Annotated in this window: 36 protein-coding genes; all 36 read right to left on the bottom strand. The window is 35.7% G+C overall.

Features of this window, described 5'->3' with window-relative positions:
* Window positions 1–67: 67 nt before the first annotated feature.
* Entirely contained in the window at window positions 68–1,006 is a 939-nt protein-coding gene (ctlX, locus tag C8P70_RS05440) for a citrulline utilization hydrolase CtlX (protein ID WP_133712323.1), read from the bottom strand.
* An 18-nt stretch (window positions 1,007–1,024) separates the two neighbouring features.
* Entirely contained in the window at window positions 1,025–1,939 is a 915-nt protein-coding gene (locus C8P70_RS05435; RefSeq protein WP_133712322.1) for a dimethylarginine dimethylaminohydrolase family protein, read from the bottom strand.
* Between the two features lie 98 nt (window positions 1,940–2,037).
* Entirely contained in the window at window positions 2,038–3,327 is a 1,290-nt protein-coding gene (locus tag C8P70_RS05430; RefSeq protein WP_133712321.1) for a citrate synthase, read from the bottom strand.
* A 284-nt stretch (window positions 3,328–3,611) separates the two neighbouring features.
* Window positions 3,612–4,901, bottom strand: a complete 1,290-nt coding sequence (eno, locus tag C8P70_RS05425) for a phosphopyruvate hydratase (protein WP_133712320.1) — start codon at window positions 4,899–4,901, stop codon at window positions 3,612–3,614.
* 132 nt (window positions 4,902–5,033) lie between these two features.
* Window positions 5,034–5,798: a hypothetical protein gene (locus C8P70_RS05420; protein ID WP_133712319.1), complete on the bottom strand. Its 765-nt coding sequence runs from the start codon at window positions 5,796–5,798 to the stop codon at window positions 5,034–5,036.
* Window positions 5,799–5,838: 40 nt separating this feature from the next.
* Window positions 5,839–6,081, bottom strand: a complete 243-nt coding sequence (locus tag C8P70_RS05415) for a hypothetical protein (protein ID WP_133712318.1) — start codon at window positions 6,079–6,081, stop codon at window positions 5,839–5,841.
* Between the two features lie 365 nt (window positions 6,082–6,446).
* Window positions 6,447–7,565, bottom strand: coding sequence for a glutamine-hydrolyzing carbamoyl-phosphate synthase small subunit (gene carA / locus C8P70_RS05410; RefSeq protein ID WP_133712317.1), 1,119 nt, complete (start codon window positions 7,563–7,565; stop codon window positions 6,447–6,449).
* A gap of 112 nt (window positions 7,566–7,677) precedes the next feature.
* Complete coding sequence (rplQ, locus tag C8P70_RS05405; protein WP_133712316.1) at window positions 7,678–8,175, bottom strand: 50S ribosomal protein L17; 498 nt, start codon at window positions 8,173–8,175, stop codon at window positions 7,678–7,680.
* Window positions 8,176–8,234: 59 nt separating this feature from the next.
* Complete coding sequence (locus C8P70_RS05400) at window positions 8,235–9,227, bottom strand: DNA-directed RNA polymerase subunit alpha (RefSeq protein ID WP_133712315.1); 993 nt, start codon at window positions 9,225–9,227, stop codon at window positions 8,235–8,237.
* 25 nt (window positions 9,228–9,252) lie between these two features.
* Entirely contained in the window at window positions 9,253–9,858 is a 606-nt protein-coding gene (rpsD, locus tag C8P70_RS05395; RefSeq protein WP_133712314.1) for a 30S ribosomal protein S4, read from the bottom strand.
* An 86-nt stretch (window positions 9,859–9,944) separates the two neighbouring features.
* Window positions 9,945–10,328 carry a 30S ribosomal protein S11 gene (gene rpsK / locus C8P70_RS05390; RefSeq protein ID WP_133712313.1) on the bottom strand — a complete coding sequence of 128 codons (384 nt, stop codon included), beginning with the start codon at window positions 10,326–10,328 and terminating at the stop codon, window positions 9,945–9,947.
* A gap of 12 nt (window positions 10,329–10,340) precedes the next feature.
* Window positions 10,341–10,715: a 30S ribosomal protein S13 gene (rpsM, locus tag C8P70_RS05385; RefSeq protein ID WP_133712312.1), complete on the bottom strand. Its 375-nt coding sequence runs from the start codon at window positions 10,713–10,715 to the stop codon at window positions 10,341–10,343.
* Window positions 10,716–10,717: 2 nt separating this feature from the next.
* On the bottom strand, window positions 10,718–10,834 hold the full coding sequence (ykgO, locus tag C8P70_RS05380) for a type B 50S ribosomal protein L36 (RefSeq protein ID WP_002987490.1): 117 nt from the start codon (window positions 10,832–10,834) through the stop codon (window positions 10,718–10,720).
* Between the two features lie 13 nt (window positions 10,835–10,847).
* Complete coding sequence (infA, locus tag C8P70_RS05375) at window positions 10,848–11,063, bottom strand: translation initiation factor IF-1 (RefSeq protein WP_133712311.1); 216 nt, start codon at window positions 11,061–11,063, stop codon at window positions 10,848–10,850.
* 5 nt (window positions 11,064–11,068) lie between these two features.
* A complete protein-coding gene (gene secY / locus C8P70_RS05370; protein ID WP_133712310.1) occupies window positions 11,069–12,415 on the bottom strand; it encodes a preprotein translocase subunit SecY in 1,347 nt (448 codons plus the stop codon).
* A 16-nt stretch (window positions 12,416–12,431) separates the two neighbouring features.
* The gene (gene rplO, locus C8P70_RS05365) at window positions 12,432–12,884 is read right to left on the bottom strand and encodes a 50S ribosomal protein L15 (protein ID WP_133712309.1); all 453 of its coding nucleotides are present in this window, start codon (window positions 12,882–12,884) and stop codon (window positions 12,432–12,434) included.
* 11 nt (window positions 12,885–12,895) lie between these two features.
* Window positions 12,896–13,078: a 50S ribosomal protein L30 gene (gene rpmD / locus C8P70_RS05360; protein WP_133712308.1), complete on the bottom strand. Its 183-nt coding sequence runs from the start codon at window positions 13,076–13,078 to the stop codon at window positions 12,896–12,898.
* A gap of 12 nt (window positions 13,079–13,090) precedes the next feature.
* Window positions 13,091–13,615, bottom strand: coding sequence for a 30S ribosomal protein S5 (gene rpsE / locus C8P70_RS05355; protein WP_133712307.1), 525 nt, complete (start codon window positions 13,613–13,615; stop codon window positions 13,091–13,093).
* 6 nt (window positions 13,616–13,621) lie between these two features.
* Window positions 13,622–13,972 carry a 50S ribosomal protein L18 gene (gene rplR, locus C8P70_RS05350; protein WP_133712306.1) on the bottom strand — a complete coding sequence of 117 codons (351 nt, stop codon included), beginning with the start codon at window positions 13,970–13,972 and terminating at the stop codon, window positions 13,622–13,624.
* A gap of 11 nt (window positions 13,973–13,983) precedes the next feature.
* Window positions 13,984–14,526 carry a 50S ribosomal protein L6 gene (rplF, locus tag C8P70_RS05345; RefSeq protein WP_133712305.1) on the bottom strand — a complete coding sequence of 181 codons (543 nt, stop codon included), beginning with the start codon at window positions 14,524–14,526 and terminating at the stop codon, window positions 13,984–13,986.
* A 17-nt stretch (window positions 14,527–14,543) separates the two neighbouring features.
* Complete coding sequence (gene rpsH / locus C8P70_RS05340; RefSeq protein WP_133712304.1) at window positions 14,544–14,942, bottom strand: 30S ribosomal protein S8; 399 nt, start codon at window positions 14,940–14,942, stop codon at window positions 14,544–14,546.
* Window positions 14,943–14,963: 21 nt separating this feature from the next.
* Window positions 14,964–15,233 (bottom strand): 30S ribosomal protein S14, encoded by a 270-nt coding sequence (rpsN, locus tag C8P70_RS05335; protein ID WP_133712303.1) that lies wholly within the window; start codon window positions 15,231–15,233, stop codon window positions 14,964–14,966.
* Between the two features lie 2 nt (window positions 15,234–15,235).
* The gene (gene rplE / locus C8P70_RS05330; RefSeq protein WP_133712302.1) at window positions 15,236–15,787 is read right to left on the bottom strand and encodes a 50S ribosomal protein L5; all 552 of its coding nucleotides are present in this window, start codon (window positions 15,785–15,787) and stop codon (window positions 15,236–15,238) included.
* Window positions 15,788–15,789: 2 nt separating this feature from the next.
* Window positions 15,790–16,104, bottom strand: a complete 315-nt coding sequence (rplX, locus tag C8P70_RS05325; protein ID WP_133712301.1) for a 50S ribosomal protein L24 — start codon at window positions 16,102–16,104, stop codon at window positions 15,790–15,792.
* 12 nt (window positions 16,105–16,116) lie between these two features.
* A complete protein-coding gene (gene rplN / locus C8P70_RS05320) occupies window positions 16,117–16,485 on the bottom strand; it encodes a 50S ribosomal protein L14 (protein ID WP_133712300.1) in 369 nt (122 codons plus the stop codon).
* A 2-nt stretch (window positions 16,486–16,487) separates the two neighbouring features.
* Entirely contained in the window at window positions 16,488–16,745 is a 258-nt protein-coding gene (gene rpsQ, locus C8P70_RS05315) for a 30S ribosomal protein S17 (protein ID WP_133712299.1), read from the bottom strand.
* Between the two features lie 16 nt (window positions 16,746–16,761).
* Complete coding sequence (gene rpmC / locus C8P70_RS05310; RefSeq protein ID WP_133712298.1) at window positions 16,762–16,953, bottom strand: 50S ribosomal protein L29; 192 nt, start codon at window positions 16,951–16,953, stop codon at window positions 16,762–16,764.
* Window positions 16,954–16,966: 13 nt separating this feature from the next.
* Window positions 16,967–17,386 carry a 50S ribosomal protein L16 gene (gene rplP, locus C8P70_RS05305; protein WP_133712297.1) on the bottom strand — a complete coding sequence of 140 codons (420 nt, stop codon included), beginning with the start codon at window positions 17,384–17,386 and terminating at the stop codon, window positions 16,967–16,969.
* Window positions 17,387–17,406: 20 nt separating this feature from the next.
* Window positions 17,407–18,129 carry a 30S ribosomal protein S3 gene (gene rpsC, locus C8P70_RS05300; protein WP_133712296.1) on the bottom strand — a complete coding sequence of 241 codons (723 nt, stop codon included), beginning with the start codon at window positions 18,127–18,129 and terminating at the stop codon, window positions 17,407–17,409.
* 8 nt (window positions 18,130–18,137) lie between these two features.
* Window positions 18,138–18,548 carry a 50S ribosomal protein L22 gene (rplV, locus tag C8P70_RS05295; RefSeq protein ID WP_133712295.1) on the bottom strand — a complete coding sequence of 137 codons (411 nt, stop codon included), beginning with the start codon at window positions 18,546–18,548 and terminating at the stop codon, window positions 18,138–18,140.
* A 9-nt stretch (window positions 18,549–18,557) separates the two neighbouring features.
* Window positions 18,558–18,836 carry a 30S ribosomal protein S19 gene (gene rpsS, locus C8P70_RS05290; protein WP_133712294.1) on the bottom strand — a complete coding sequence of 93 codons (279 nt, stop codon included), beginning with the start codon at window positions 18,834–18,836 and terminating at the stop codon, window positions 18,558–18,560.
* Between the two features lie 11 nt (window positions 18,837–18,847).
* The gene (gene rplB / locus C8P70_RS05285) at window positions 18,848–19,672 is read right to left on the bottom strand and encodes a 50S ribosomal protein L2 (protein ID WP_133712293.1); all 825 of its coding nucleotides are present in this window, start codon (window positions 19,670–19,672) and stop codon (window positions 18,848–18,850) included.
* Window positions 19,673–19,678: 6 nt separating this feature from the next.
* On the bottom strand, window positions 19,679–19,969 hold the full coding sequence (rplW, locus tag C8P70_RS05280) for a 50S ribosomal protein L23 (RefSeq protein WP_133712292.1): 291 nt from the start codon (window positions 19,967–19,969) through the stop codon (window positions 19,679–19,681).
* A 7-nt stretch (window positions 19,970–19,976) separates the two neighbouring features.
* On the bottom strand, window positions 19,977–20,606 hold the full coding sequence (gene rplD / locus C8P70_RS05275) for a 50S ribosomal protein L4 (protein ID WP_133712291.1): 630 nt from the start codon (window positions 20,604–20,606) through the stop codon (window positions 19,977–19,979).
* Window positions 20,606–21,223 carry a 50S ribosomal protein L3 gene (rplC, locus tag C8P70_RS05270; protein ID WP_133712290.1) on the bottom strand — a complete coding sequence of 206 codons (618 nt, stop codon included), beginning with the start codon at window positions 21,221–21,223 and terminating at the stop codon, window positions 20,606–20,608. Before rplC ends, rplD begins: the two co-directional genes overlap by 1 nt.
* A gap of 103 nt (window positions 21,224–21,326) precedes the next feature.
* Window positions 21,327–21,632, bottom strand: a complete 306-nt coding sequence (rpsJ, locus tag C8P70_RS05265; RefSeq protein ID WP_006259497.1) for a 30S ribosomal protein S10 — start codon at window positions 21,630–21,632, stop codon at window positions 21,327–21,329.
* Between the last annotated feature and the right edge of the window lie 8 nt (window positions 21,633–21,640).

Here is a 21,640-nt window from a genome sequence, read left to right as displayed (position 1 = left end):
AAATAACTTTTTTGAAATAAAAAAACGAAGCTATTTGCTTCGTTTTTATAATCTTTGGGTTTTTATTTTATTCTCCTTTAGGCAAGAAGACTTCTGCCATCATACAGCGTGCACTTCCACCTCCGCAAGCTTCAATGGTATCTAAACTACTGTGCAATATTTTACAGTGCTTTTCAATACTTTGCAACTGTTTATCAGTAAGACTATTATATGCTTGAGTGGACATAACCAAAAATCTTTCATCATCTTTACCTCTGACCTGCAACATATTACCGGCAAAATTATTGACCTGTTCTTCTGTAATTGTAATTATTTCTTTTCCTGATTCTTTTAGGTGATTCAAGACAATTTTTCTCTCTTGTTTATCGTCTATACAGTCGGCGCAAATCACCGCAAACGTTTCTGCCAGGCACATCATCACATTCGTGTGATAAATATTTTTTCGCTCTCCATCTACTGTCTGAAATGCTTCAAAAATAACCGGGGTCATTTCAAACTCTTCACAAAACTCTATCACCAAACCTTCGTCTGCTCTGGGAGAAAGAGCACAATAGGCCTTTTCATTGGTTCTGTCCAAAAGCAAATTCCCTGTTCCCTCTAAAAATAAATTATCTTCTTCTGCGGAAGTATAGTCCCATATATCTGTTATTTCAAAACCTTTTTCTTCCAACAAATCCAAGATATCTTCTCTTCTCTCCAACCTTCTGTTTTCGGCAAACATTGGATATAAAACCACTTCTCCGCTTTCGTGAAAAGAAATCCAATTGTTTGGAAAAATACTATCCGGTGTGTCCGGATCCAAAGTATCGTCAATTACGATAACATTTACACCTATTGAAATTAATTTTTCAACAAAAGCATCAAATTCTTCCTGAGCTTTGGCATTTACTGTGCTCGGTGTCAGGTTATCCAGCACTTTTTGGTAATAGTTATTTACTGCTGTTTGTTCATTCATCCGAAATGCTACCGGACGAATCATCAATATATTATTTGTAGTTTGTTTCATTTTTATAGCAAATATTTATTAATCGCGTATTAATGGCAAAGTAGAACATCTCAACAACCCCTCCTGTTTTGCTATTTCTGCATACGGAATCTCTTCTACTGTAAAGCTGTTATCTCTAAGCCAGTTATTTAATCGGGTAAAATTTTTCTCAGACACTACTACATCCGGTGCAATCGAAAAAACATTTGAAAACATATGATACATTTCTTCACGCTCTATATGAAATAAATTTTCCACACCAAATAAATCTACCAGATATTGGTACTCTCTTTCGTCATAAAACCCTCCTTTATATATAATCGCTTTGTCGATTCCTACCGGCTGGAAACAGCAATCCAAATGCAGCGCATTGTCTCTTGGCTCTGTTTTAGATTTTACCAAGTCAAAGCTTTTTACGATTTTGTTAGGAAACAGCTCTTTGATAAAGTCAACACCCAGCTGATTAGTACGGGCTGTAATATAATTTGAGTAGTCTGGTCTTTTGTAGGTTCCTATAAAAATGTAATCATTCCAAAGCATTACATCCCCTCCTTCAAAATGGATTTCATCAGGAGCAGACACAATATTTTGAGGACTAATTTGATCTAACACATATTTTATAGCATCTAATTCCCGATCTCTGTCAGGCAAAATATTGGCTTTTATAAATTTGTCTTCAATCACAAAGCCTATATCACGAGTAAAAATTTGATTGTAGTCTTCAATAACTTCAGGTCTGAAAACCTGAACATCGTATTTTTTAAAAACATTGTTAAAGGCTTCCATTTCATTAACCATATCTTTCTCAATCGGATAAGTTCCTGCAATAATGTGTTCTAATGATTTAGGATCATAAGCCTCTTCTTTCGTTGGTGTAGGTCCGTTACTTTGGGCTGTACCAAGGACCACTGTCCGCAGACGCGATGTTTCATTTTTTACGTTTAACTTCAACATAAATAATCATTTTGCACAAATATAGCAAAAAGCCCCTCATAAATCGGTAAGAATAATCAGTAAAAAAGGCATTCAGTACTGAATGCCTTTTTTAAAATTTATTTTCTTTTGTCCATCGGAACAAAATCTCTCAATGGTTCTCCTATATATAATTGACGCGGTCTTCCAATCGGCTCCTTGTTTATTCTCATTTCTTTCCATTGGGCAATCCATCCCGGCAATCTTCCGATTGCAAACATTACTGTGAACATTTCAGTCGGAATCCCTAATGCGCGATAAATAATTCCCGAATAAAAATCTACATTCGGATACAAGTGTCTATCTACAAAATAAGGATCTTTCAATGCTGCAGCTTCTACTTTTTTAGCGATATCTAAAACCGGATCATCTACACCTAACTTTTCAAGTACTTCATCTGCGGCTTTTTTAATTATACGGGCTCTCGGATCAAAATTTTTGTAAACTCTGTGTCCGAATCCCATCAAACGGAAAGGATCATTTCTGTCTTTTGCTTTAGCAATAAACTTATCTACATCGCCTCCGTCGTTTTGAATTTCTTCTAACATTTCTAATACGGCCTGATTGGCTCCGCCATGTAACGGTCCCCAAAGTGCCGAAACACCCGCAGATATTGAAGCAAATAACCCTGCATGAGACGACCCTACCATTCTTACGGTAGAAGTAGAACAGTTTTGCTCGTGGTCAGCATGTAAAATAAACAACTTGTCAATTGCATTTTTTACAACCGGATCAATTTCATAAGGCTCCGTAGGCAAAGCAAACATCAGACGCAAAAAATTATCTACGTAGCTTTGTGTGTTATCGTAATAATTTAATGGATAGCCTTTCGCTTTTCGGTAGGTCCATGTAGCAATTACCAAGAACTTGCTCATAGTTTTGCAAACTGCATCATATAGCGATTTCGGGCATTCGGCATTTACCACTTTCGGATTAAATGCTGTAAGTGCACTAGTCAAAGAAGCTAAAACTCCCATCGGGTGAGCCATTTTTGGAAAACCATCAATGATGTTTTTCATTTCTTCATTAACCAAAGAGTGTTTTCGGATATCTTTTTCAAATTGTGCTAATTGTTCTTCTGTAGGAAGCTCGCCAAAAATTATGAGATAAGATACTTCCAAAAAGTTAGAATGAGAAGCTAAATCTTCAATAGCATAACCCCTATATCTTAAAATCCCCTGTTCTCCATCCAAAAAAGTTATAGCACTTTTGCATGAACCTGAATTTTTATATCCCGGATCTAAAGTAATTGCTCCGGTAAGTGCTCTTAGATTTAAAATATCAATTGCAACTTCATTTTCTGAGCCAACCAACACGGGCAGTTCGTGTCTCTGACCATCAATTTCTATATAAGCTGTTTTATCAGACATATTTATATTATTTATTTCTGTGTGTTTGTAATTATTTTTTAAAAAAGCGCATAAAAAACGATGTAGGAAAGGTAAGAATTATTATATATACCTACAAGTTAAATTCATCTCAAAATACAGAAATTTCACTTGATTTCACCGATTGCGAATTGGCAAATTTTTATTTTCAGAAGTTAATATCTAAAATCAAGCCGCTCATGAAAATTTCATCTTCCTACAGACAAAAATTATACAAAAACAAAAAGCCTAATTATCAAAATTAAGCTTTTTATTTTATATACTATCTATTGAATTTTAAATGCTTTTTCTTGAGGATAGTAAGCTGTTTCTCCCAGTTCTTCTTCAATTCTAAGCAATTGATTGTATTTTGCCATACGGTCTGAACGAGATGCTGATCCTGTTTTGATCTGCCCGCAGTTTAACGCCACTGCCAAATCAGCAATGGTACTGTCTTCTGTTTCCCCTGAACGATGTGACATTACAGAAGTATATCCGGCATTTTTTGCCATATTAACGGCAGCAATTGTTTCTGTCAGGGTACCTATCTGATTTACTTTAATTAAAATTGAATTGGCAGTATCTTCATTAATTCCTCTTTCCAGACGTTTTACATTGGTTACAAACAAATCATCACCCACCAACTGTACTTTATCACCTATTTTCTCTGTCAGATACTTCCATCCTTCCCAATCATCTTCATACATACCGTCTTCAATAGAAATAATCGGATATTTTGAAGTTAATTCTGCCAAATAATCTGCTTGTTCCTGAGATGTTCTTATTTTTCCCTGTGAACCTTCAAATTTAGTATAATCGTATTTTCCGTCCACGTAAAATTCAGAAGCTGCACAATCTAAAGCTATCATAATTTCATCTCCAAATCGGTATCCGGCATTCTCAACTGCTTGTTTAATTGAATCCAAAGCATCTTCAGTTCCTTTAAGTGTTGGCGCAAAGCCACCTTCATCTCCCACAGCTGTACTCAGTCCTCTTTCGTGTAATACTTTTTTAAGGTGATGAAAAATTTCGGTTCCCATCTGCATAGCATGCGTAAACGTGATTGCTTTTACCGGCATAATCATAAACTCCTGAAAGGCAATCGGAGCATCGGAATGTGAGCCTCCGTTAATGATGTTCATCATAGGCACAGGCAAAGTATTTGCCGATACCCCTCCTACATATCTGTACAAAGGCATTCCCAACTCGTTTGCTGCTGCTTTTGCTACTGCCAGAGACACTCCCAATATAGCATTTGCTCCTAAATTAGCTTTATTTGGGGTGCCGTCCAATTCAACCATCAACTGATCAATTGCATTTTGTTCAAAAACGCTTAGCCCTACAATGTTTTCTGCCAAAACTGTGTTTACATTATCCACAGCTCTCAAAACACCTTTTCCCATAAAGGCTTTTCCGCCATCTCTTAATTCAACAGCTTCATGTTCGCCGGTTGATGCTCCTGAAGGAACAGCCGCCCGTCCTAAGATACCGCTATCTGTTGTTACATCAACTTCTACGGTAGGATTTCCTCTTGAATCTAAAATCTGGCGTGCGTGAACGCTAACAATTGTACTCATAATTTTTTATTGTGTCGTTAAATTTAGTATAACGCAAAAATATTAAATATAATGTATTTCTTTCTTTTAATTTTAAAAAAATAAAAGCGGCTTATCATTCCGACAGCCGCTTTTATTTATATTTCAATTTTCTTAAGGTGTCATAAATTTTAATCCTATATAATCTACTGCGTCTATTGCCATTACTCCAACTTTCTTACCAACATTTGTCGTACTACCATAATGATTCCCACGCATAACATTAATAATTAACTCATCTCCTTCTCTAAAAACGTTACTTAAATCACTTCCTGAAATAACCACTGATGCATCAGAATTTTTCTTATTAAAAGTCTTCTGCCTATATGGATGTCCTGGTACAGCATCTGTATAGGAATATATATGAATCAAAACTACATCATTAGGGTTTCCATCGGTATTCCATGCAACTTCGAGATTAACAGAAGGCGTTACATTATTATTTTCAAATCCCGTTATGGAAACATCTAAACGATGAGTCATTTCAAAAGTAAAGTCGATACCACAAAAATCATTCCCTGAACATCTTGTGTTGTAAAGCCTTACTGTTTGTCCATACAATAACGCTACATCATTGTACATTTCCTGGTCTTCATCTATATAATAATTCTTCCCATAGTTTTCATTTAAAGAAATACTATTTAGAAACAAATTACCAATATTACCATATTGCTCAAAATCTGAAGCAATAACCAATTTTGATACATCTATATCATTCTCATATTGAGAAAAAGCTCGTGTATTCATAATGCTAACTACTGCATCGTAGTCGATATCTGCATCAAACATTCTCTCTATAAAACCATTTCCATCTCCTACTACTTTATTCTCATGATTTTCTGCTCTTTCACAAGAAATAAAAAAAAGTGAAGCTATCATTAAATTAAATAAACAAATTCTTTTCATTTCTAAATACTTTTTAATTACAACAAATACTATTTAACATCGACAATCCTCCAAAATTAATAGCTGAAGGAGGCGAACCTGTTGATGAAAAACTGTAGCTTGCAAAATATTCTTGCATACCTCCTATATTTGCACTACAGTTTGGAGCAAAAGGATTACAGTCTAAAGCTCGAACAAAAACTTTTACTTCAAAGGGACCACCAGATGGAGTCCCTACTCCCTCTATAACAAGGTTTCCCGGCGTACTAAATCCCATATTCGGTAAAAATTATCGCTATTTTTAACTATAATTAACAGTCATTTAGTTTTAGGCATCTAAACCAGTAACTATAACATTAACATTAACTCTAACAAATTCTTTATTATTCATTTTAGTGGTACTAAATAAAGGATTACCAACAATAATACTAGTTCCCTTTGGGGGCTTACCTGCACTATCATACTTACCCCTATTACAGGATATAAACAAAGGAATAATATTTAGAATAAAAATCAAATTTCTTACTCTAATTATCTTTCTTTAAGTCAGCACAATCAAACATACTAATAAACAACAGTAAACCAAAACATTATCTACACAAAAGCATTTTTCCCTTATATAAACAAAATAAAAAAAGAGCTTTAAGCTCTTTTATATTTTTGTATGTTTGCCACAAAGTCATCGAACAGATATCTTGAATCGTGTGGTCCGGGACTGGATTCGGGGTGATACTGAACGGAAAACACATCTTTATTTTTCATTTTCATACCGGCAACCGTTCCGTCGTTCAAGTGAACGTGCGACAATTCCAGTGTTAAATGATTGTCAAGCTCTTCTTTAATAATAGCAAATCCGTGATTTTGCGAAGTTATTTCTCCTTTTCCGCTATTTAAATTCATTACCGGATGATTTACTCCTCTGTGTCCGCTAAACATTTTATAAGTATGTACTCCCTGAGACAATCCGATTAATTGATGTCCTAAGCAGATTCCAAACACCGGTTTTCCTGAATCCAACACTTGTTCCACTACACCTACAATACCTAAATCTGCTAAAGCTTGTGGGTCTCCGGGACCGTTGGATAAGAATATTCCATCGGGATTAAAACTCATCAAATCTTCAAAAGAAGCATTATAAGGGAATACTTTTACATAACAGTCTCTCTCTGCCAAACAGCGAAGTATATTTGTTTTTATACCTAAATCCAGTGCTGAAACCTTATAGGTTGCATTTTCATTTCCAAAATAATAAGCTTCCTTGGTAGATACTTTTGAAGAAAGCTCCAACCCCTCCATTGACGGAACGGTTTCTAATTTTTCTTTTAGATCCTCTACAGATGTACCGTCTGTTGAAATAATTGCATTCATTGCCCCGTTATCTCTGATATAAGCAGTTAAGGCACGCGTATCAACATCTGAAATAGCGATTAGGTTTTGCTTTTCAAAATATTCCAGCAAATTTGAGGATGATTTAGGTCTTGAGTGATAAAAACTAAAATTTTTACATACCAATCCGGCTATTTTTATTCCGTCAGAGTCAACTTCTTCCTCATTAACTCCGTAATTACCTATATGAGCAGTAGTAGACAGCATAATCTGTCCAAAGTAAGACGGGTCTGTAAAAACCTCTTGATATCCCGTCATTCCTGTATTGAAACAGATTTCTCCATAAGCTGTTCCTCTTATGCCAACAGACCTACCATAAAAAACAGTACCATCATTAAGTACCAAAACGGCTTGCTCTCTTTTATTATATTCCATTTTTAGTTGTATTGTAATGCAAAAGTAATTCAAAAAAAACATAAAAAAAGGACATTCTAAAAAAAGAATGTCCTTTTATTATCAGATATCAACAAAGATAACGCTGCAAATACTATTCATTAGTTTCAGCTTCGTTAGGTGTTGTTTCAGTTGTTTCAGCTGTATTAGCAACTTCTTCTGTAGTAGTGGCTTTTTTTCTACCTCTACGAGTAGTGGCTTTTTTACTGTCTTTTTTAGCAACGTTATAAATTTCATTGAAATCTACAAATTCAATCATTGCCATATCAGCATTATCTCCCAAACGGTTACCCAATTTTATAATACGAGTATATCCTCCCGGGCGATCTCCTACTTTTTGAGATACTTCTCTAAATAATTCAGTAACAGCCTCTTTTTGTCTTAAATAAGAAAAAACAACACGACGATTGTGTGTATCGTCTGTTTTAGATTTTGTTACCAGCGGCTCTATATATTGTTTCAAAGCTTTTGCTTTGGCAACAGTAGTATTTATACGCTTGTGCTCTATTAAAGAACAAGCCATATTTGCCAACATAGAATCTCTATGTCCTTTTTTTCTGCCTAAGTGGTTTATTTTTTTTCCGTGTCTCATGACCTTTTATTTAGCTTCATCTTGCTTCAATCCTCTTTGGAGAGCAAATTATGAAGTCATTATTCTTTATCTAATTTGTATTTTGATAGATCCATACCGAAGTTTAATCCTTTAACAGCCACGAGTTCTTCCAACTCTGAAAGTGATTTTTTACCGAAGTTTCTAAACTTCATCAAATCATTTTTGTTAAACGTAACTAAATCTCCCAATGTTTCTACTTCAGCCGCTTTCAAACAATTTAATGCTCGAACTGAAAGATCTAAATCTACCAATTTAGTTTTAAGAAGCTGTCTCATATGCAATGATTCCTCATCATATGATTCAGTTTGAGCTATTTCATCAGCCTCCAAAGTAATTCTCTCATCAGAAAACAGCATAAAATGATGAATCAATGTTTTTGCTGCTTCAGTTAGAGCATCTTTAGGATGAATAGAGCCATCTGTGATAATATCAAACACCAACTTTTCGTAGTCGGTTTTTTGTTCAACACGATAGTTCTCTATAGCATACTTAACGTTCTTAACTGGAGTATAAATTGAATCTGTAAAGATAGTACCTATTGGTGCGTTGGGTTTTCTATTTTCTTCTGCAGCTACATATCCTCTTCCTTTTTCAATGGTTAAGTCTATATTGATAGATACTTTACTGTCTAAATTACAGATTACCAATTCTGGGTTTAAAACTTGGAAACTTGTGATGAATTTTTGAAAATCACCAGCAAGCATCTGTTCTTTTCCAGAGAAAGAGATACTTACATTTTCGCTGTCAACGTCATCAATCTGACGTTTAAAACGAACTTGTTTTAGGTTTAGGATGATTTCAGTTACATCCTCCACTACACCTGCGATAGTAGAAAATTCATGATCCACACCTTCGATACGAACTGAAGTAATAGCATATCCTTCTAATGAAGAAAGAAGAACTCTTCTTAATGCATTACCAATAGTCAATCCATATCCCGGTTCTAAAGGTCTGAATTCGAACTTACCTTTAAAATCGGTCGAATCAATCATGATAACTTTATCGGGCTTTTGAAAATTAAATATTGCCATATTTGTTTCGACTGAATGTCAGTTATTATTTGTTGTACAACTCTACGATTAACTGTTCTTTGATGTTTTCTGGAACTTGTAGTCTTTGAGGCACAGCTACAAACGTACCTTCCATTGTTTCAGGATTCCAGGTAATCCACTCATAAACAGCGCTGGAATTAGATAGCGAACGTTCAATAGTTTCTAGAGTTTTAGATTTTTCACGAACTGCAACTTTATCACCAGGTTTCAATTGGTAAGAAGGAATGTTTACTAACTCTCCGTTTACAGTAATATGTCTGTGAGAAACGATTTGACGAGCTGCTCTACGAGAAGGAGCAATTCCCATTCTATACACTACGTTATCTAATCTAGACTCACATAATTGAATCAATACTTCACCTGTAACCCCGCGTGCAGCAGAAGCTTTTTTATACAGGTTTCTGAATTGTTTTTCAAGAATTCCGTAAGTGTATTTCGCTTTTTGTTTCTCCATCAACTGGACAGCGTACTCAGATTTTTTACCTCTCTTTTTAGCTAATCCGTGTTGTCCCGGAGGGTAATTTCTTTTTTCAAAAGATTTGTCATCTCCGAAAATTGGTTCGCCGAATTTACGTGCGATTTTTGTTTGTGGACCAGTATATCTTGCCATTTTAAAAAAATTAAAAAAAGGTAGGGATTATGAATTCAGGTCACTTTCCTCCGATAATCTGTTCCTACCTTCGGTTATACTATAAATTAAACTCTTCTTCTTTTTGGAGGACGACATCCATTGTGCGGCATTGGAGTAATATCGATAATCTCAGTTACTTCAATTCCGCCGTTATGTAAAGATCTGATAGCAGATTCTCTTCCGTTTCCAGGTCCTTTTACATAAACTTTTACTTTTTTAAGTCCTGCCTCAAGTGCAACTTTACCACAATCTTCTGCGGCCATCTGAGCAGCATAAGGGGTGTTCTTTTTAGAACCTCTGAATCCCATTTTACCTGCGGATGACCAAGAAATCACTTCACCTTTTTTATTAGTCAATGAAATGATGATATTGTTAAACGTCGCATTAATATGAGCCTCACCTGTTGCTTCAACAAGTACTTTACGTTTTTTTGTATTCGCTTTAGCCATATTACTACTTTATTATTTAGTTGCTTTTTTCTTGTTAGCAACAGTTTTTCTTTTACCTTTTCTTGTTCTGGAGTTATTTTTGGTTCTTTGACCTCTTAACGGAAGACCAGATCTGTGACGGATTCCTCTGTAACATCCGATGTCCATTAAACGTTTGATGTTCAACGAAACCTCCGAACGCAATTCTCCTTCTATTTTGTAATGACCTACAGCTTCACGGATTGCTCCGATTTCATCGTCATTCCAATCTTGAACTTTTTTATCTTCGCTAACATTAGCTTTTTCAAGAATTTCTTTAGCTCTGCTTGCTCCTACTCCGAAAATGTAAGTTAAAGCAATAACTCCTCTTTTGTGTTTAGGTATGTCTACCCCTGCGATTCTTGCCATAATTATCCTTGTCTTTGTTTAAATCTAGGATTCTTTTTATTAATAACGTAAAGTCTACCTTTTCTACGTACTATAATGCACTCGGCACTTCTTTTTTTAACTGATGCTCTTACTTTCATTTTAATAGCCTCTTTAATATCTATAAGTAATTCTTGCTTTAGTCAGGTCGTACGGACTCATTTCCAATTTTACTCTGTCTCCAGGTAATAATTTTATGTAATGCATTCGCATTTTTCCTGAAATATGAGCGATAACGACATGTCCATTTTCTAATTCAACCCGAAACATCGCATTTGACAATGCTTCAATAATTGATCCGTCTTGTTCTATTGCTGATTGTTTTGCCATAAAAATTAAGCTGTTGCTCTTCTATTTTTACCACTTGTCATCATACCATCGTACTGTTTATTTAACAAATACGCATTGACTTGCTGAATAGTGTCAATTACTACACTCACCATAATCAACAGGGATGTTCCGCCATAAAACATAGCCCAACCTTGCTGAACTCCTAACAAACTTACAATTATTGCCGGGAACACAGCGATAAGAGCAAGGTAAAGAGACCCAGGAAAAGTTATCAATGACATAATTTTATCTAAGTAATCCGCAGTATCCGATCCTGGTTTAATTCCAGGAATGAATCCGCCACTTCTCTTCAAATCGTCTGCCATTTTATTCGTAGGTACTGTAATTGCGGTGTAAAAGTACGTAAAAATTATGATTAATGCAGCAAAAAGTAAATTATACTCCCATCCGAATACATTGTGAAACGTTGAACTAATGCTTTGTGCGGTATCAGAAGTTGATAATCCTGCCACTGCTGCCGGCACAAACATGATTGCCTGTGCAAAAATAATCGGCATAACACCAGATGCGTTCAATTTTAATGGAATCCACTGGCGATTACCGCCTAACATAGATTGATCATAAGATCCGGATGCGCTTCTTCTAGCATACTGAACCGGAATTTTTCTAACTGCAAGAGTCAGATAAATACAAGCTACAATAATCAGCAACCATATGATTACTTCTATCACAATCAACATCGGACCTCCGTTGTTTTCTGTAATTCTGGATTGGAATTCCTGAATAAAAGACATTGGAAATCTTGCGATAATACCAACCATAATTAACAGTGATATTCCATTCCCTATTCCTTTATCAGTAATCTTCTCACCCAGCCACATTGCAAAAACAGTTCCGGTAACTAATATAATTACTGAAGAAAACAAGAATGAGAAAGAATTGAAACCTAACAAAAATGCATCTGAAGGCAGTTGCACATACAAGTTGTAAATATAACTTGGTCCCTGTAACAAGGTAATTCCGATAGTTAACCATCTTGTAATCTGGTTCATTTTCTTTCTACCACTTTCTCCATCATTTTGCAGCTTCTGAAGATATGGAACCGCTATTCCCATCAACTGAACCACAATGGAAGCAGAAATATAAGGCATAATACCTAATGCAAATACAGATGCCTGTGCAAATGCACCCCCTGTAAAAACATTAATCAACCAACCAATACCTTGGTCAGTTTGCTCTGTTAACGCTTGCAATTTTGTTGCATCAATACCCGGTAGGGTTACTTGTGTACCAAAACGATACACAAGTAATAATCCTAAAGTGATTAAAATTTTATTTTTTAATTCTTCTATTTTCCAAATATTGGCTAATGTCTCAAAAAACTTCTTCATCTTGTTCACTAAGATTTTATAACGTTACAACTTCTCCTCCAGCTGCCTCGATAGCCGATTTAGCGGATGCTGAAAATTTGTGTGCAGAAACTTTCAATTTTGCTTTAAGTTCTCCACGTCCTAAAATCTTTACCAAACTATTTTTAGAAGCTAATCCAAGATCAACTAAAAGAGCAAAATCTACTGTATCCTGAACTACTCCATTATCTACCAAAGTTTGTAAGTGATCTAAGTTGATAACGTCGTACTCTACTCTATTGATATTTTTGAAACCAAATTTAGGAACACGTCTTTGAAGTGGCATTTGACCTCCTTCAAATCCAATCTTCTTAGAATATCCAGAACGTGATTTAGCACCTTTATGTCCTCTTGTAGAAGTTCCTCCTTTTCCAGAACCTTCACCACGACCAACACGTTTGTTTTGGTTGTGTACTGAACCGTTTGCTGGTTGTAAATTACTTAAATTCATTCTTTACAATATTATTTAATTTCTTCTACAGAAACTAAGTGTTGAACTTTATTTATCATTCCTAAAATAGATTCAGACGTTTCGTGTTCAACTACCTGCCCTATTTTACGAAGTCCTAAAGCCTCTAATGTTCTCTTTTGTGTTTGAGGACATTTGATTTGGCTTTTTACTTGTTTTACTCTAATTTTTGACATAACTCTTTCAAATTAACCTTTAAATACTTTTTCTAAAGAAATCCCTCTTTGTTTTGCAACTGTAGAAGCACTTCTCATTTGTAATAAAGCATCGAAAGTCGCTTTCACCACGTTGTGCGGATTAGAAGAACCTTGAGATTTAGACAATAAATCTGTAATTCCAACCGACTCAACAACTGCTCTGACAGAACCTCCAGCAATTACTCCGGTACCCAAGGATGCAGGCATCAACAATACTCTTGCTCCGGCAAATTTTCCTTTTTGTTCATGAGGAATTGTATGTCCGTTTAATGGAATTCTTACCAGATTTTTCTTTGCATCTTCAACAGCTTTCGCTATTGCTTCAGAAACATCTTTAGATTTACCCAAACCATGACCCACTACACCATTTTCGTCACCTACAACAACTACGGCAGAAAAACCAAATGCTCTTCCTCCTTTAGTTACTTTAGTAACACGGTTTACACTAACCAAACGGTCTTTTAATTCAAGACCACTTGGTTTTACAAATTCTACATTTTTATAATTTTGATACATAACTAATTAGAATTTTAATCCAGCTTCTCTAGCACCTTCTGCTAATGATTTAACACGTCCGTGATATAAATACCCGCCTCTGTCAAAAGATACAGTATCTATACCTGCTTTTAAAGCCTTCTCTGCAATTAGTTTCCCAACCGATGCAGCAGTTTCAATATTGGTTCCTCTTGTTATCCCAGCTTCTCTTGAAGATACAGCTGCCAGAGTTACTCCATTTACGTCATCTATGATTTGTGCATAGATTTCTTTATTACTTCTAAATACAGAAAGTCGAGGTCTAGCAGCAGTTCCGCTTACTGTTTTTCTGACTCTGAATTTAATACGTTGTCTTCTTTCAGATTTTGTTAATGACATAGTCTTAATTTTTAAGCTGATTTACCTGCTTTTCTTCTTAACTCTTCACCTACAAACTTGATACCTTTTCCTTTGTAAGGTTCAGGTTTACGGAAAGAACGGATTTTAGCCGCTACTTGTCCTACAAGTTGTTTATCATGCGAAGTTAACTTCACAAGAGGGTTTTTCCCTTTTTCTGACACAGTTTCAACTTTCACCTCAGGTGCAATTTCCATCATAATGTTATGAGAGAAACCTAACGCTAAGTCTAACTTTTGTCCTTGATTTGAAGCACGATATCCCACTCCGACCAATTCCAAAGTAACTGTAAATCCTTCAGAAACTCCGATTATCATATTGTTAATCAAACTGCGGTATAGACCGTGTTTTGATCTTACATCTTTATCTTCGTTAGGACGCTCCACAACAACATGCCCTTCTTCAACTTTAACAGAAACACTGTCAATTTGTTGAGCAAGTTCGCCTAATTTTCCTTTAACAACAACTTCTCCTTCTTTAACGTCAACCGTTACGCCTGCAGGAATTGCTATTGGACTTTTTCCTATTCTTGACATTTCTAAGTCTTTTTAAATTAGTATACGTAACAAACTACTTCTCCACCTACGTTTAATTGTTTTGCTTTTTTTCCAGTCATCAATCCTTTTGATGTAGAAACTATAGCAATTCCCAAACCATTTAAGATTCTAGGAAGATCGGCTGCAGAAGCGTATTTACGCAAACCTGGTTTACTAATTCTCTGGATATCTCTAATAACAGACTCTTTAGTGTCTTTATCGTATTTTAAAGCTATTTTGATAGTACCTTGTATAGTACTATCGTCAAATTTATAGCTTAAGATATATCCTTGATCGAATAAAATTTTTGTGATTTCTTTTTTAAAGTTAGACGCTGGTATTTCAACCACTTTGTGGTTTGCTCTTACCGCATTTCTAATTCTTGTAAGATAATCTGCTATTGGATCTGTATACATGTTTTTACCTTTAAATCTTAATTACCAACTTGCCTTTTTAACTCCAGGTATCAATCCTTGGTTAGCCATCTCACGGAAAGTAACACGGGAAATACCGAACTGACGCATATACCCTCTTGGTCTTCCTGTCAATTTACATCTGTTGTGCAAACGAACTGGAGAAGCATTTTTAGGTAATTTTTGTAACCCCTCGTAGTCACCAGCTTCTAAAAGAGCTTTTCTTTTAGCAGCATATTTTTCTACTAATGCTTGTCTTTTTACCTCACGGGCTTTCATTGATTCTTTAGCCATACTTAATTCTTTTTAAAAGGTAATCCTAATTCTGCCAATAAAGATTTCGCTTCTTTGTCTGTCTTTGCAGATGTTACAAAAGTGATATCGAAACCAGCAATTTTGTTTACTTTATCAATATTGATTTCAGGGAAAATAATTTGCTCAGTTACACCCAAGTTATAATTTCCTCTTCCGTCAAAACCGTCAGATTTAATTCCTGAGAAATCTCTTACACGTGGTAAAGCTGAAGTTACTAAACGGTCTAAGAACTCATACATTCTTTCTCCGCGCAAAGTTACTTTCGCTCCGATTGGCATTCCTTTTCTCAATTTAAAAGACGCAACGTCTTTTTTAGAAATAGTAGCAACTGCCTTTTGTCCTGTAATTTTTGTCAATTCCTCTACTGCGTAATCAACTAATTTTTTATCAGAAACAGCGGCACCTACACCACGGCTCACCACAATTTTCTCAAGTTTTGGAACCTGCATAACGTTTTTGTACGCAAATTCTTCTTTAAGAGCAGAAACTACTCTGCTTTTATACTCTTCTTTAAGTCTTGGTATATAAGCCATAACTACAATACTTGATTTGATTTTTTAGAAACTCTTACTTTTTTTCCATTTTCAATTCTGTACCCCACCTTTGTAGTTTCTTTTGTTTTAGAATCAATAAGGGCTAAATTTGAAATGTGGATTGGAGCTTCTTTCTTAACAATTCCACCTTGAGGGTTAGAAGCACTTGGCTTCACGTGTTTTGAAATAATGTTCACCCCTTCAACAATAGCTTTGTTTTTTTCACGTAATACACGTACTACTTTCCCTTCTGATCCTTTGTGATCTCCAGCAATTACTCGTACAATGTCTCCTGTTTTTATCTTTAGCTTAATCATGTTTTGAAAGAATTACAACACCTCTGGTGCTAATGATACAATTTTCATGAACTGTTTTTCACGAAGCTCTCTTGCTACCGGTCCAAAAACACGAGTTCCTCTCATTTCACCTGCAGCGTTCAACAATACGCAAGCGTTATCGTCGAAACGGATGTAAGATCCATCAGCTCTTCTCACTTCTTTTTTGGTACGAACAACAACTGCGGTTGAAACAGTTCCTTTTTTAACACTTCCGTTTGGAGTTGCTTCTTTAATAGAAACTACAATTTTATCTCCTACAGAGGCATAACGACGCTTCGTTCCTCCTAAAACACGGATTGTCAAAACTTCTTTTGCCCCCGTGTTATCTGCTACTTTAAGTCTAGATTCCTGTTGTACCATAATTATTTCGCTCTTTCAATGATTTCAACTAATCTCCAACACTTTGATTTAGACAATGGACGTGTTTCCATTATTCTAACTTTATCTCCGATGTTGCAGTCGTTTGTTTCGTCGTGTGCAACATATTTTTTAGTTTTCAACACGAACTTTCCGTATAATGGGTGTTTTATTTTTTTTACTTCTGACACAACAATAGATTTCTCCATTTTATTGCTAGTAACTACACCTATTCTCTCTTTTCTTAATTTTCTATTTTCCATCTTTGGCAGAATACAATTATTGTAAGTCTCTCTTGCTTAGTTCAGTTTTTACTCTTGCAATTGTTCTTCTCACTTTTCTGATTTGAATTGGATTCTCAATTGGAGAAATTGCATGAGTTCCTTTTAAACTTGCATATGTGTCTGTCAACTGTTTTAGCTGATCTTGTAATTCGGCTACAGATAGTTTTACTATTTCTGATTGTTTCATGATAAAATTTAGATTATGCTTCGAAATCTCTAGCAATTACAAACTTAGTTCTTACCGGAAGCTTTTGAGCTGCTAGGCGCAAAGCTTCTTTCGCTACAGAAATTGGCACTCCACCAACTTCAAACATAATTCTTCCTGGTTTTACCACAGCAACCCAGTACTCTACTGCTCCTTTTCCTTTACCCATACGCACTTCGAGAGGCTTTTTAGTTATTGGTTTGTCCGGAAAAATTTTAATCCACAATTGTCCTTCACGTTTCATAAAACGAGTAGCTGCAATACGTGCAGCCTCGATTTGACGTGAAGTAATAAATGCAGAATCCATCGATTTAATTCCAAACATACCATTTGAAAGTTCATGCCCTCTTTGGGAAATCCCTTTCATTTTACCTTTCTGTACCTTACGGTATTTTGTTCTTTTAGGCTGTAACATTTTTTCTTCTGTTTAAAAAATTACTTTCTTTTGCGAGGATTCGGTTTACCTTGCGGTCTAGACCCTGATGATTTGGATTGTTTTTTATCCATACCAGCTAACGGAGAAAGGTCTCTTTTCCCGTAAACTTCACCTTTCATGATCCACACTTTGATTCCCATTCTACCATAAGTAGTATGCGCTTCAGCAAGTGCATAATCAATATCAGCTCTGAAAGTTGACAAAGGAATTCTTCCTTCTTTGAAAGTTTCTGAACGCGCCATTTCAGCACCGTTCAAACGACCAGAAATCATCACTTTAATTCCTTCCGCATTCATTCTCATAGCAGCTGCGATAGCCATACGGATTGCTCTACGGTAAGAAATTCTGCTTTCAATTTGACGCGCAATACTTGCAGCCACTAAAAACGCATCAAGTTCCGGACGCTTAATTTCAAAGATATTGATTTGAATTTCCTTATCAGTAATCTTTTTCAATTCCTCCTTCAACTTGTCTACCTCTTGTCCGCCTTTCCCGATAATAATACCCGGTCTGGCAGTAGTGATAGTAACGGTTACAAGTTTCAAAGTTCTTTCAATGATTACCTTTGATACACTAGCTTTTGATAAACGAGCATGGATATACTTTCTGATTTTAAAATCCTCTGCGATTTTATCACCGTAGTCATTTCCACCATACCAGTTTGAGTCCCATCCTCTGATAATACCAAGACGATTCCCGATTGGATTAGTTTTTTGTCCCATACTGCTTATTAATTGCTTTGTGTGTTATTATTAGATCCTAATACGATTGTTACGTGATTAGAACGTTTTCTTATTCTGTGTGCTCTTCCTTGAGGAGCTGGACGAAGTCTTTTCAACATCATTCCACCATCTACACGGATCTCTTTCACAATTAGCTCAGCTTCTTCCAAATTAGCTTCGCTGTTTTTTGCTTGCCAGTTTGCAATTGCAGACAAAAGCAATTTCTCAAGGTTACGAGAAGCTTCTTTTGTACTGAACTTTAATATATTTAGAGCTTTTTCTACTTTCTGTCCTCTTACTAAATCCGCTACCAAGCGCATTTTTCTTGGAGAAGTAGGGCAATTGTTTAGCTTAGCAAAAGCAATGTGCTTGTTTGCTTCTTTAATTTGCTCAGCTCTTTCTCTTTTACGAACTCCCATAGCTTCTTATTATTTTTTACCTTTATTCTTTGCACCCGCGTGACCTCTAAAAGATCTTGTTGGTGAAAATTCCCCTAATTTATGTCCTACCATGTTCTCTGTTACATATACAGGAACAAACTGACGACCATTATGAACTGCAATAGTTTGTCCAACAAAATCCGGAGTAATCATTGAAGCTCTTGACCAAGTTTTGATAACAGCTTTATTTCCAGATTCTACATTTGCTTGAACTTTTTTCTCTAATTTATAGTGAACATAAGGTCCTTTTTTTAACGAACGTGCCATGTCTTACTCTTTTATTTCTTTCTACGTTCAACGATATACTTATTACTAGCCTTAACCTTAGAACGAGTTCTGTAACCTTTAGCAGGCAACCCTTTTCTTGAACGTGGGTGTCCTCCTGAAGCGCGTCCTTCTCCACCTCCCATCGGGTGATCTACAGGGTTCATCGCTACCGGTCTTGTTCTAGGTCTTCTTCCTAACCATCTAGATCTACCTGCTTTACCAGAAACGATTAACTGGTGATCGTGATTAGATACTGCTCCGATAGTAGCCATACATGTCAACAAAATCAAACGCACTTCTCCAGAAGGCATCTTGATAGTAGCATATTTACCATCTCTCGCAACTAACTGAGCAAAAGTTCCTGCCGAACGTGCAATCACAGCTCCTTGACCTGGACGCAATTCAATACAAGAAATAACAGTTCCTAAAGGAATTTTACTTAAAGGCATTGCATTACCAATTTCCGGCGATGCATCTGGTCCTGAAGTTACAGTTTGCCCAACTTTCATTCCTGCTTGAGCGATAACGTATGTTTTTGCTCCATCCGCATAAGCAAGCAAAGAAATAAATGCCGAACGGTTCGGATCATACTCGATTGTTTTAACCACAGCAGGAACACCTGCTTTAGTTCTTTTAAAATCGACAATACGATATCTTTGTTTATGACCACCACCCATATAGCGCATGGTCATTTTTCCTTGACTATTTCTACCTCCAGATTTTTTTTTCGGTGCCAATAAACTGCGCTCCGGCTTATCAGTTGTAATAGCGTCAAAACTATTCACAACTCTAAAACGCTGACCTGGGGTAATAGGTTTTAATTTTCTAACTGACATTATTTATTAGATATTTGAATAAAAGTCTATATTATCTCCTTCTTTCAATTGAACTATCGCTTTTTTATAAGCATTAGTTTTAGCGTTAATCATTCCGCTTTTTGTATACTTAACAGAACGTTTTGCCGCACAGTTCATAGTATTTACACTAACAACACTCACACCATAAGCTGCCTCAACAGCATTTTTAATCTGAATTTTGTTTGCTTTTCCATCAACTACGAAACCAAAACGACCTAAAGATTCGCTATCTTTAGTTATTTTTTCTGTAATTATAGGCTTAATTAAAACACTCATCTTCCTATTATTTACTTAAATTTTCTACAATTCCGGCTACAGACCCCTCTGTTAAGACTAAACTTGATGCATTTAAAATCGAATAAGTGCTTAATTCAGAATTAGTTACAACAGAAGCCTTCCCTAAATTGCGTGATGACAAATATACATTTTTATTTAATTCACCAAACACAAATAGAGATTTTTTATTTTCCAACCCTAAAGAATTCAAAACGTTAATGAATTTTTTAGTACTTGGCGCTTCAAAATTAAAATCTTCAACTATGATTAAATTTGACTCTTTTGCTTTAATTGAGAAAGCAGATTTTCTCGCCAAACGTTTCAAACTTTTATTTAGTTTAAGAGAATAAGTTCTTGGTCTTGGTCCGAAAACTGTTCCTCCACCTCTAAACAAAGGATTTTTAATACTTCCTGCGCGAGCAGTACCAGTTCCCTTTTGTTTTTTAATTTTCCGAGTACTTCCTGCAATTTCTGCTCTTTCTTTAGTCTTGTGTGTACCCTGTCTTTGGTTTGCCAAATATTGCTTAACATCAAGATATACTGCATGATTATTTGGTTCTATACCGAATACTGCGTCAGAAAGTTCAACTTTTCTACCAGTATCTTTACCTGTGATATCTAAAACTTTTACTTCCATTACTTCTGAATGATTACATAAGAGTTTTTGTGTCCTGGAATAGCTCCCTTAACAACAAGTAGATTTTTATCAGCAACTACTTTTAAAACTCTAAGGTTTTGTACTGTTACATTTTCTCCTCCGGTTCTTCCTGCCATGCGCATTCCTTTGAATACTCTTGACGGATAAGAAGAAGCTCCGACAGATCCTGGTGCTCTTAAACGATTTTTTTGACCGTGAGTAACTTGTCCTACACCACCAAAACCATGACGTTTAACAACCCCCTGGAATCCTTTTCCTTTAGATACACCTTGTACATCCACAAACTCACCTTCTTCAAAAAGATCCACAGTGATCACATCACCTAATTTATATTCTTGCTCCCACTCTTTGATCTCAATGACTTTTTTCTTTGCAGATGTTCCCGCTTTTTTAAAGTGACCTACCTCAGCTTTAATAGCGTGTTTCTCTGTCTTGTCATCGAAACCAAGTTGTAACGCTTCATACCCGTCAACCTCATTGGTTCTGACTTGGGTAACGACACACGGACCAACTTCGATTACTGTACAAGGAATATTTTTCCCGTTTTCGTCGAAAATGCTTGTCATGCCGATTTTTTTACCAATTAACCCAGACATAAATATTTAATTATTAATTATTGTTTTATTTCAATTCAAAAAAACAACTAAGTATTAAGGAAAACCTTAATACTTAACTGCTATATATTCTATATAAAGTTTATCACACTTTGATTTCAACTTCAACACCGCTTGGCAACTCCAATTTCATAAGAGCGTCAATTGTTTTTGAAGAAGAAGAATAAATATCCAATAATCTTTTGTATGAACTCAACTCAAACTGCTCTCTTGCTTTTTTATTCACGTGCGGTGAACGAAGAACAGTGAATATTTTTTTATGCGTTGGCAACGGAATCGGACCAGTTACCACAGCTCCTGTACTTTTTACAGTTTTTACGATTTTCTCTGCTGATTTATCAACCAACATATGATCGTAAGATTTTAATTTTATTCTGATTTTTTGACTCATTTTTCTCT

This window comes from Myroides indicus (assembly GCF_004364575.1).
GTDB lineage: Bacteria > Bacteroidota > Bacteroidia > Flavobacteriales > Flavobacteriaceae > Flavobacterium > Flavobacterium indicum_A.
The sequence above is the reverse complement of the archived record's forward strand: the minus strand, read 5'-3'. Positions and strand labels throughout refer to the sequence as shown.

Bases quoted from the DNA above. Each gene is read 5' to 3' on its own strand.
- rpsS (WP_133712294.1), bottom strand. From the start codon at position 18,836: ATGGCACGTTCGTTAAAAAAAGGACCTTATGTTCACTATAAATTAGAG.
- C8P70_RS05435 (WP_133712322.1), bottom strand. From the start codon at position 1,939: ATGTTGAAGTTAAACGTAAAAAATGAAACATCGCGTCTGCGGACAGTG.
- ykgO (WP_002987490.1), bottom strand. From the start codon at position 10,834: ATGAAAGTAAGAGCATCAGTTAAAAAAAGAAGTGCCGAGTGCATTATA.
- C8P70_RS05430 (WP_133712321.1), bottom strand. From the start codon at position 3,327: ATGTCTGATAAAACAGCTTATATAGAAATTGATGGTCAGAGACACGAA.
- rpsE (WP_133712307.1), bottom strand. From the start codon at position 13,615: ATGTATCAAAATTATAAAAATGTAGAATTTGTAAAACCAAGTGGTCTT.
- rplC (WP_133712290.1), bottom strand. From the start codon at position 21,223: ATGTCTGGGTTAATTGGTAAAAAAATCGGCATGACAAGCATTTTCGAC.
- rpsN (WP_133712303.1), bottom strand. From the start codon at position 15,233: ATGGCTAAAGAATCAATGAAAGCCCGTGAGGTAAAAAGACAAGCATTA.
- rpsD (WP_133712314.1), bottom strand. From the start codon at position 9,858: ATGGCAAGATATACTGGTCCACAAACAAAAATCGCACGTAAATTCGGC.
- rplW (WP_133712292.1), bottom strand. From the start codon at position 19,969: ATGAGTGTTTTAATTAAGCCTATAATTACAGAAAAAATAACTAAAGAT.
- C8P70_RS05415 (WP_133712318.1), bottom strand. From the start codon at position 6,081: ATGGGATTTAGTACGCCGGGAAACCTTGTTATAGAGGGAGTAGGGACT.
- secY (WP_133712310.1), bottom strand. From the start codon at position 12,415: ATGAAGAAGTTTTTTGAGACATTAGCCAATATTTGGAAAATAGAAGAA.
- rpmC (WP_133712298.1), bottom strand. From the start codon at position 16,953: ATGAAACAATCAGAAATAGTAAAACTATCTGTAGCCGAATTACAAGAT.
- rpsC (WP_133712296.1), bottom strand. From the start codon at position 18,129: ATGGGACAAAAAACTAATCCAATCGGGAATCGTCTTGGTATTATCAGA.
- ctlX (WP_133712323.1), bottom strand. From the start codon at position 1,006: ATGAAACAAACTACAAATAATATATTGATGATTCGTCCGGTAGCATTT.
- rplN (WP_133712300.1), bottom strand. From the start codon at position 16,485: ATGGTACAACAGGAATCTAGACTTAAAGTAGCAGATAACACGGGGGCA.
- rplP (WP_133712297.1), bottom strand. From the start codon at position 17,386: ATGTTACAGCCTAAAAGAACAAAATACCGTAAGGTACAGAAAGGTAAA.
- C8P70_RS05400 (WP_133712315.1), bottom strand. From the start codon at position 9,227: ATGGCAATATTTAATTTTCAAAAGCCCGATAAAGTTATCATGATTGAT.
- rpsK (WP_133712313.1), bottom strand. From the start codon at position 10,328: ATGGCTAAAGCGAATACAAAAAAACGTAAAGTACTTGTTGAAGCAACA.
- infA (WP_133712311.1), bottom strand. From the start codon at position 11,063: ATGGCAAAACAATCAGCAATAGAACAAGACGGATCAATTATTGAAGCA.
- rplF (WP_133712305.1), bottom strand. From the start codon at position 14,526: ATGTCAAGAATAGGAAAAAGTCCAATAGCAATTCCTGCAGGCGTAACG.
- rpmD (WP_133712308.1), bottom strand. From the start codon at position 13,078: ATGTCAAAAATTAGAGTAAAACAAGTAAAAAGCCAAATCAAATGTCCT.
- rplR (WP_133712306.1), bottom strand. From the start codon at position 13,972: ATGTCATTAACAAAATCTGAAAGAAGACAACGTATTAAATTCAGAGTC.
- rpsM (WP_133712312.1), bottom strand. From the start codon at position 10,715: ATGGCAAGAATCGCAGGGGTAGACATACCTAAACACAAAAGAGGAGTT.
- eno (WP_133712320.1), bottom strand. From the start codon at position 4,901: ATGAGTACAATTGTTAGCGTTCACGCACGCCAGATTTTAGATTCAAGA.
- rplD (WP_133712291.1), bottom strand. From the start codon at position 20,606: ATGGAAGTAAAAGTTTTAGATATCACAGGTAAAGATACTGGTAGAAAA.
- rplO (WP_133712309.1), bottom strand. From the start codon at position 12,884: ATGAATTTAAGTAATTTACAACCAGCAAACGGTTCAGTACACAACCAA.
- rpsJ (WP_006259497.1), bottom strand. From the start codon at position 21,632: ATGAGTCAAAAAATCAGAATAAAATTAAAATCTTACGATCATATGTTG.
- rpsH (WP_133712304.1), bottom strand. From the start codon at position 14,942: ATGTATACAGATCCAATAGCAGATTATCTTACAAGAATTAGAAATGCG.
- carA (WP_133712317.1), bottom strand. From the start codon at position 7,565: ATGGAATATAATAAAAGAGAGCAAGCCGTTTTGGTACTTAATGATGGT.
- C8P70_RS05420 (WP_133712319.1), bottom strand. From the start codon at position 5,798: ATGATAGCTTCACTTTTTTTTATTTCTTGTGAAAGAGCAGAAAATCAT.
- rplV (WP_133712295.1), bottom strand. From the start codon at position 18,548: ATGGGAGTTCGTAAAAGAGAAAGAGCTGAGCAAATTAAAGAAGCAAAC.
- rplX (WP_133712301.1), bottom strand. From the start codon at position 16,104: ATGATTAAGCTAAAGATAAAAACAGGAGACATTGTACGAGTAATTGCT.
- rplQ (WP_133712316.1), bottom strand. From the start codon at position 8,175: ATGAGACACGGAAAAAAAATAAACCACTTAGGCAGAAAAAAAGGACAT.
- rplB (WP_133712293.1), bottom strand. From the start codon at position 19,672: ATGTCAGTTAGAAAATTAAAACCTATTACCCCAGGTCAGCGTTTTAGA.
- rplE (WP_133712302.1), bottom strand. From the start codon at position 15,787: ATGGCTTATATACCAAGACTTAAAGAAGAGTATAAAAGCAGAGTAGTT.
- rpsQ (WP_133712299.1), bottom strand. From the start codon at position 16,745: ATGGAAAATAGAAAATTAAGAAAAGAGAGAATAGGTGTAGTTACTAGC.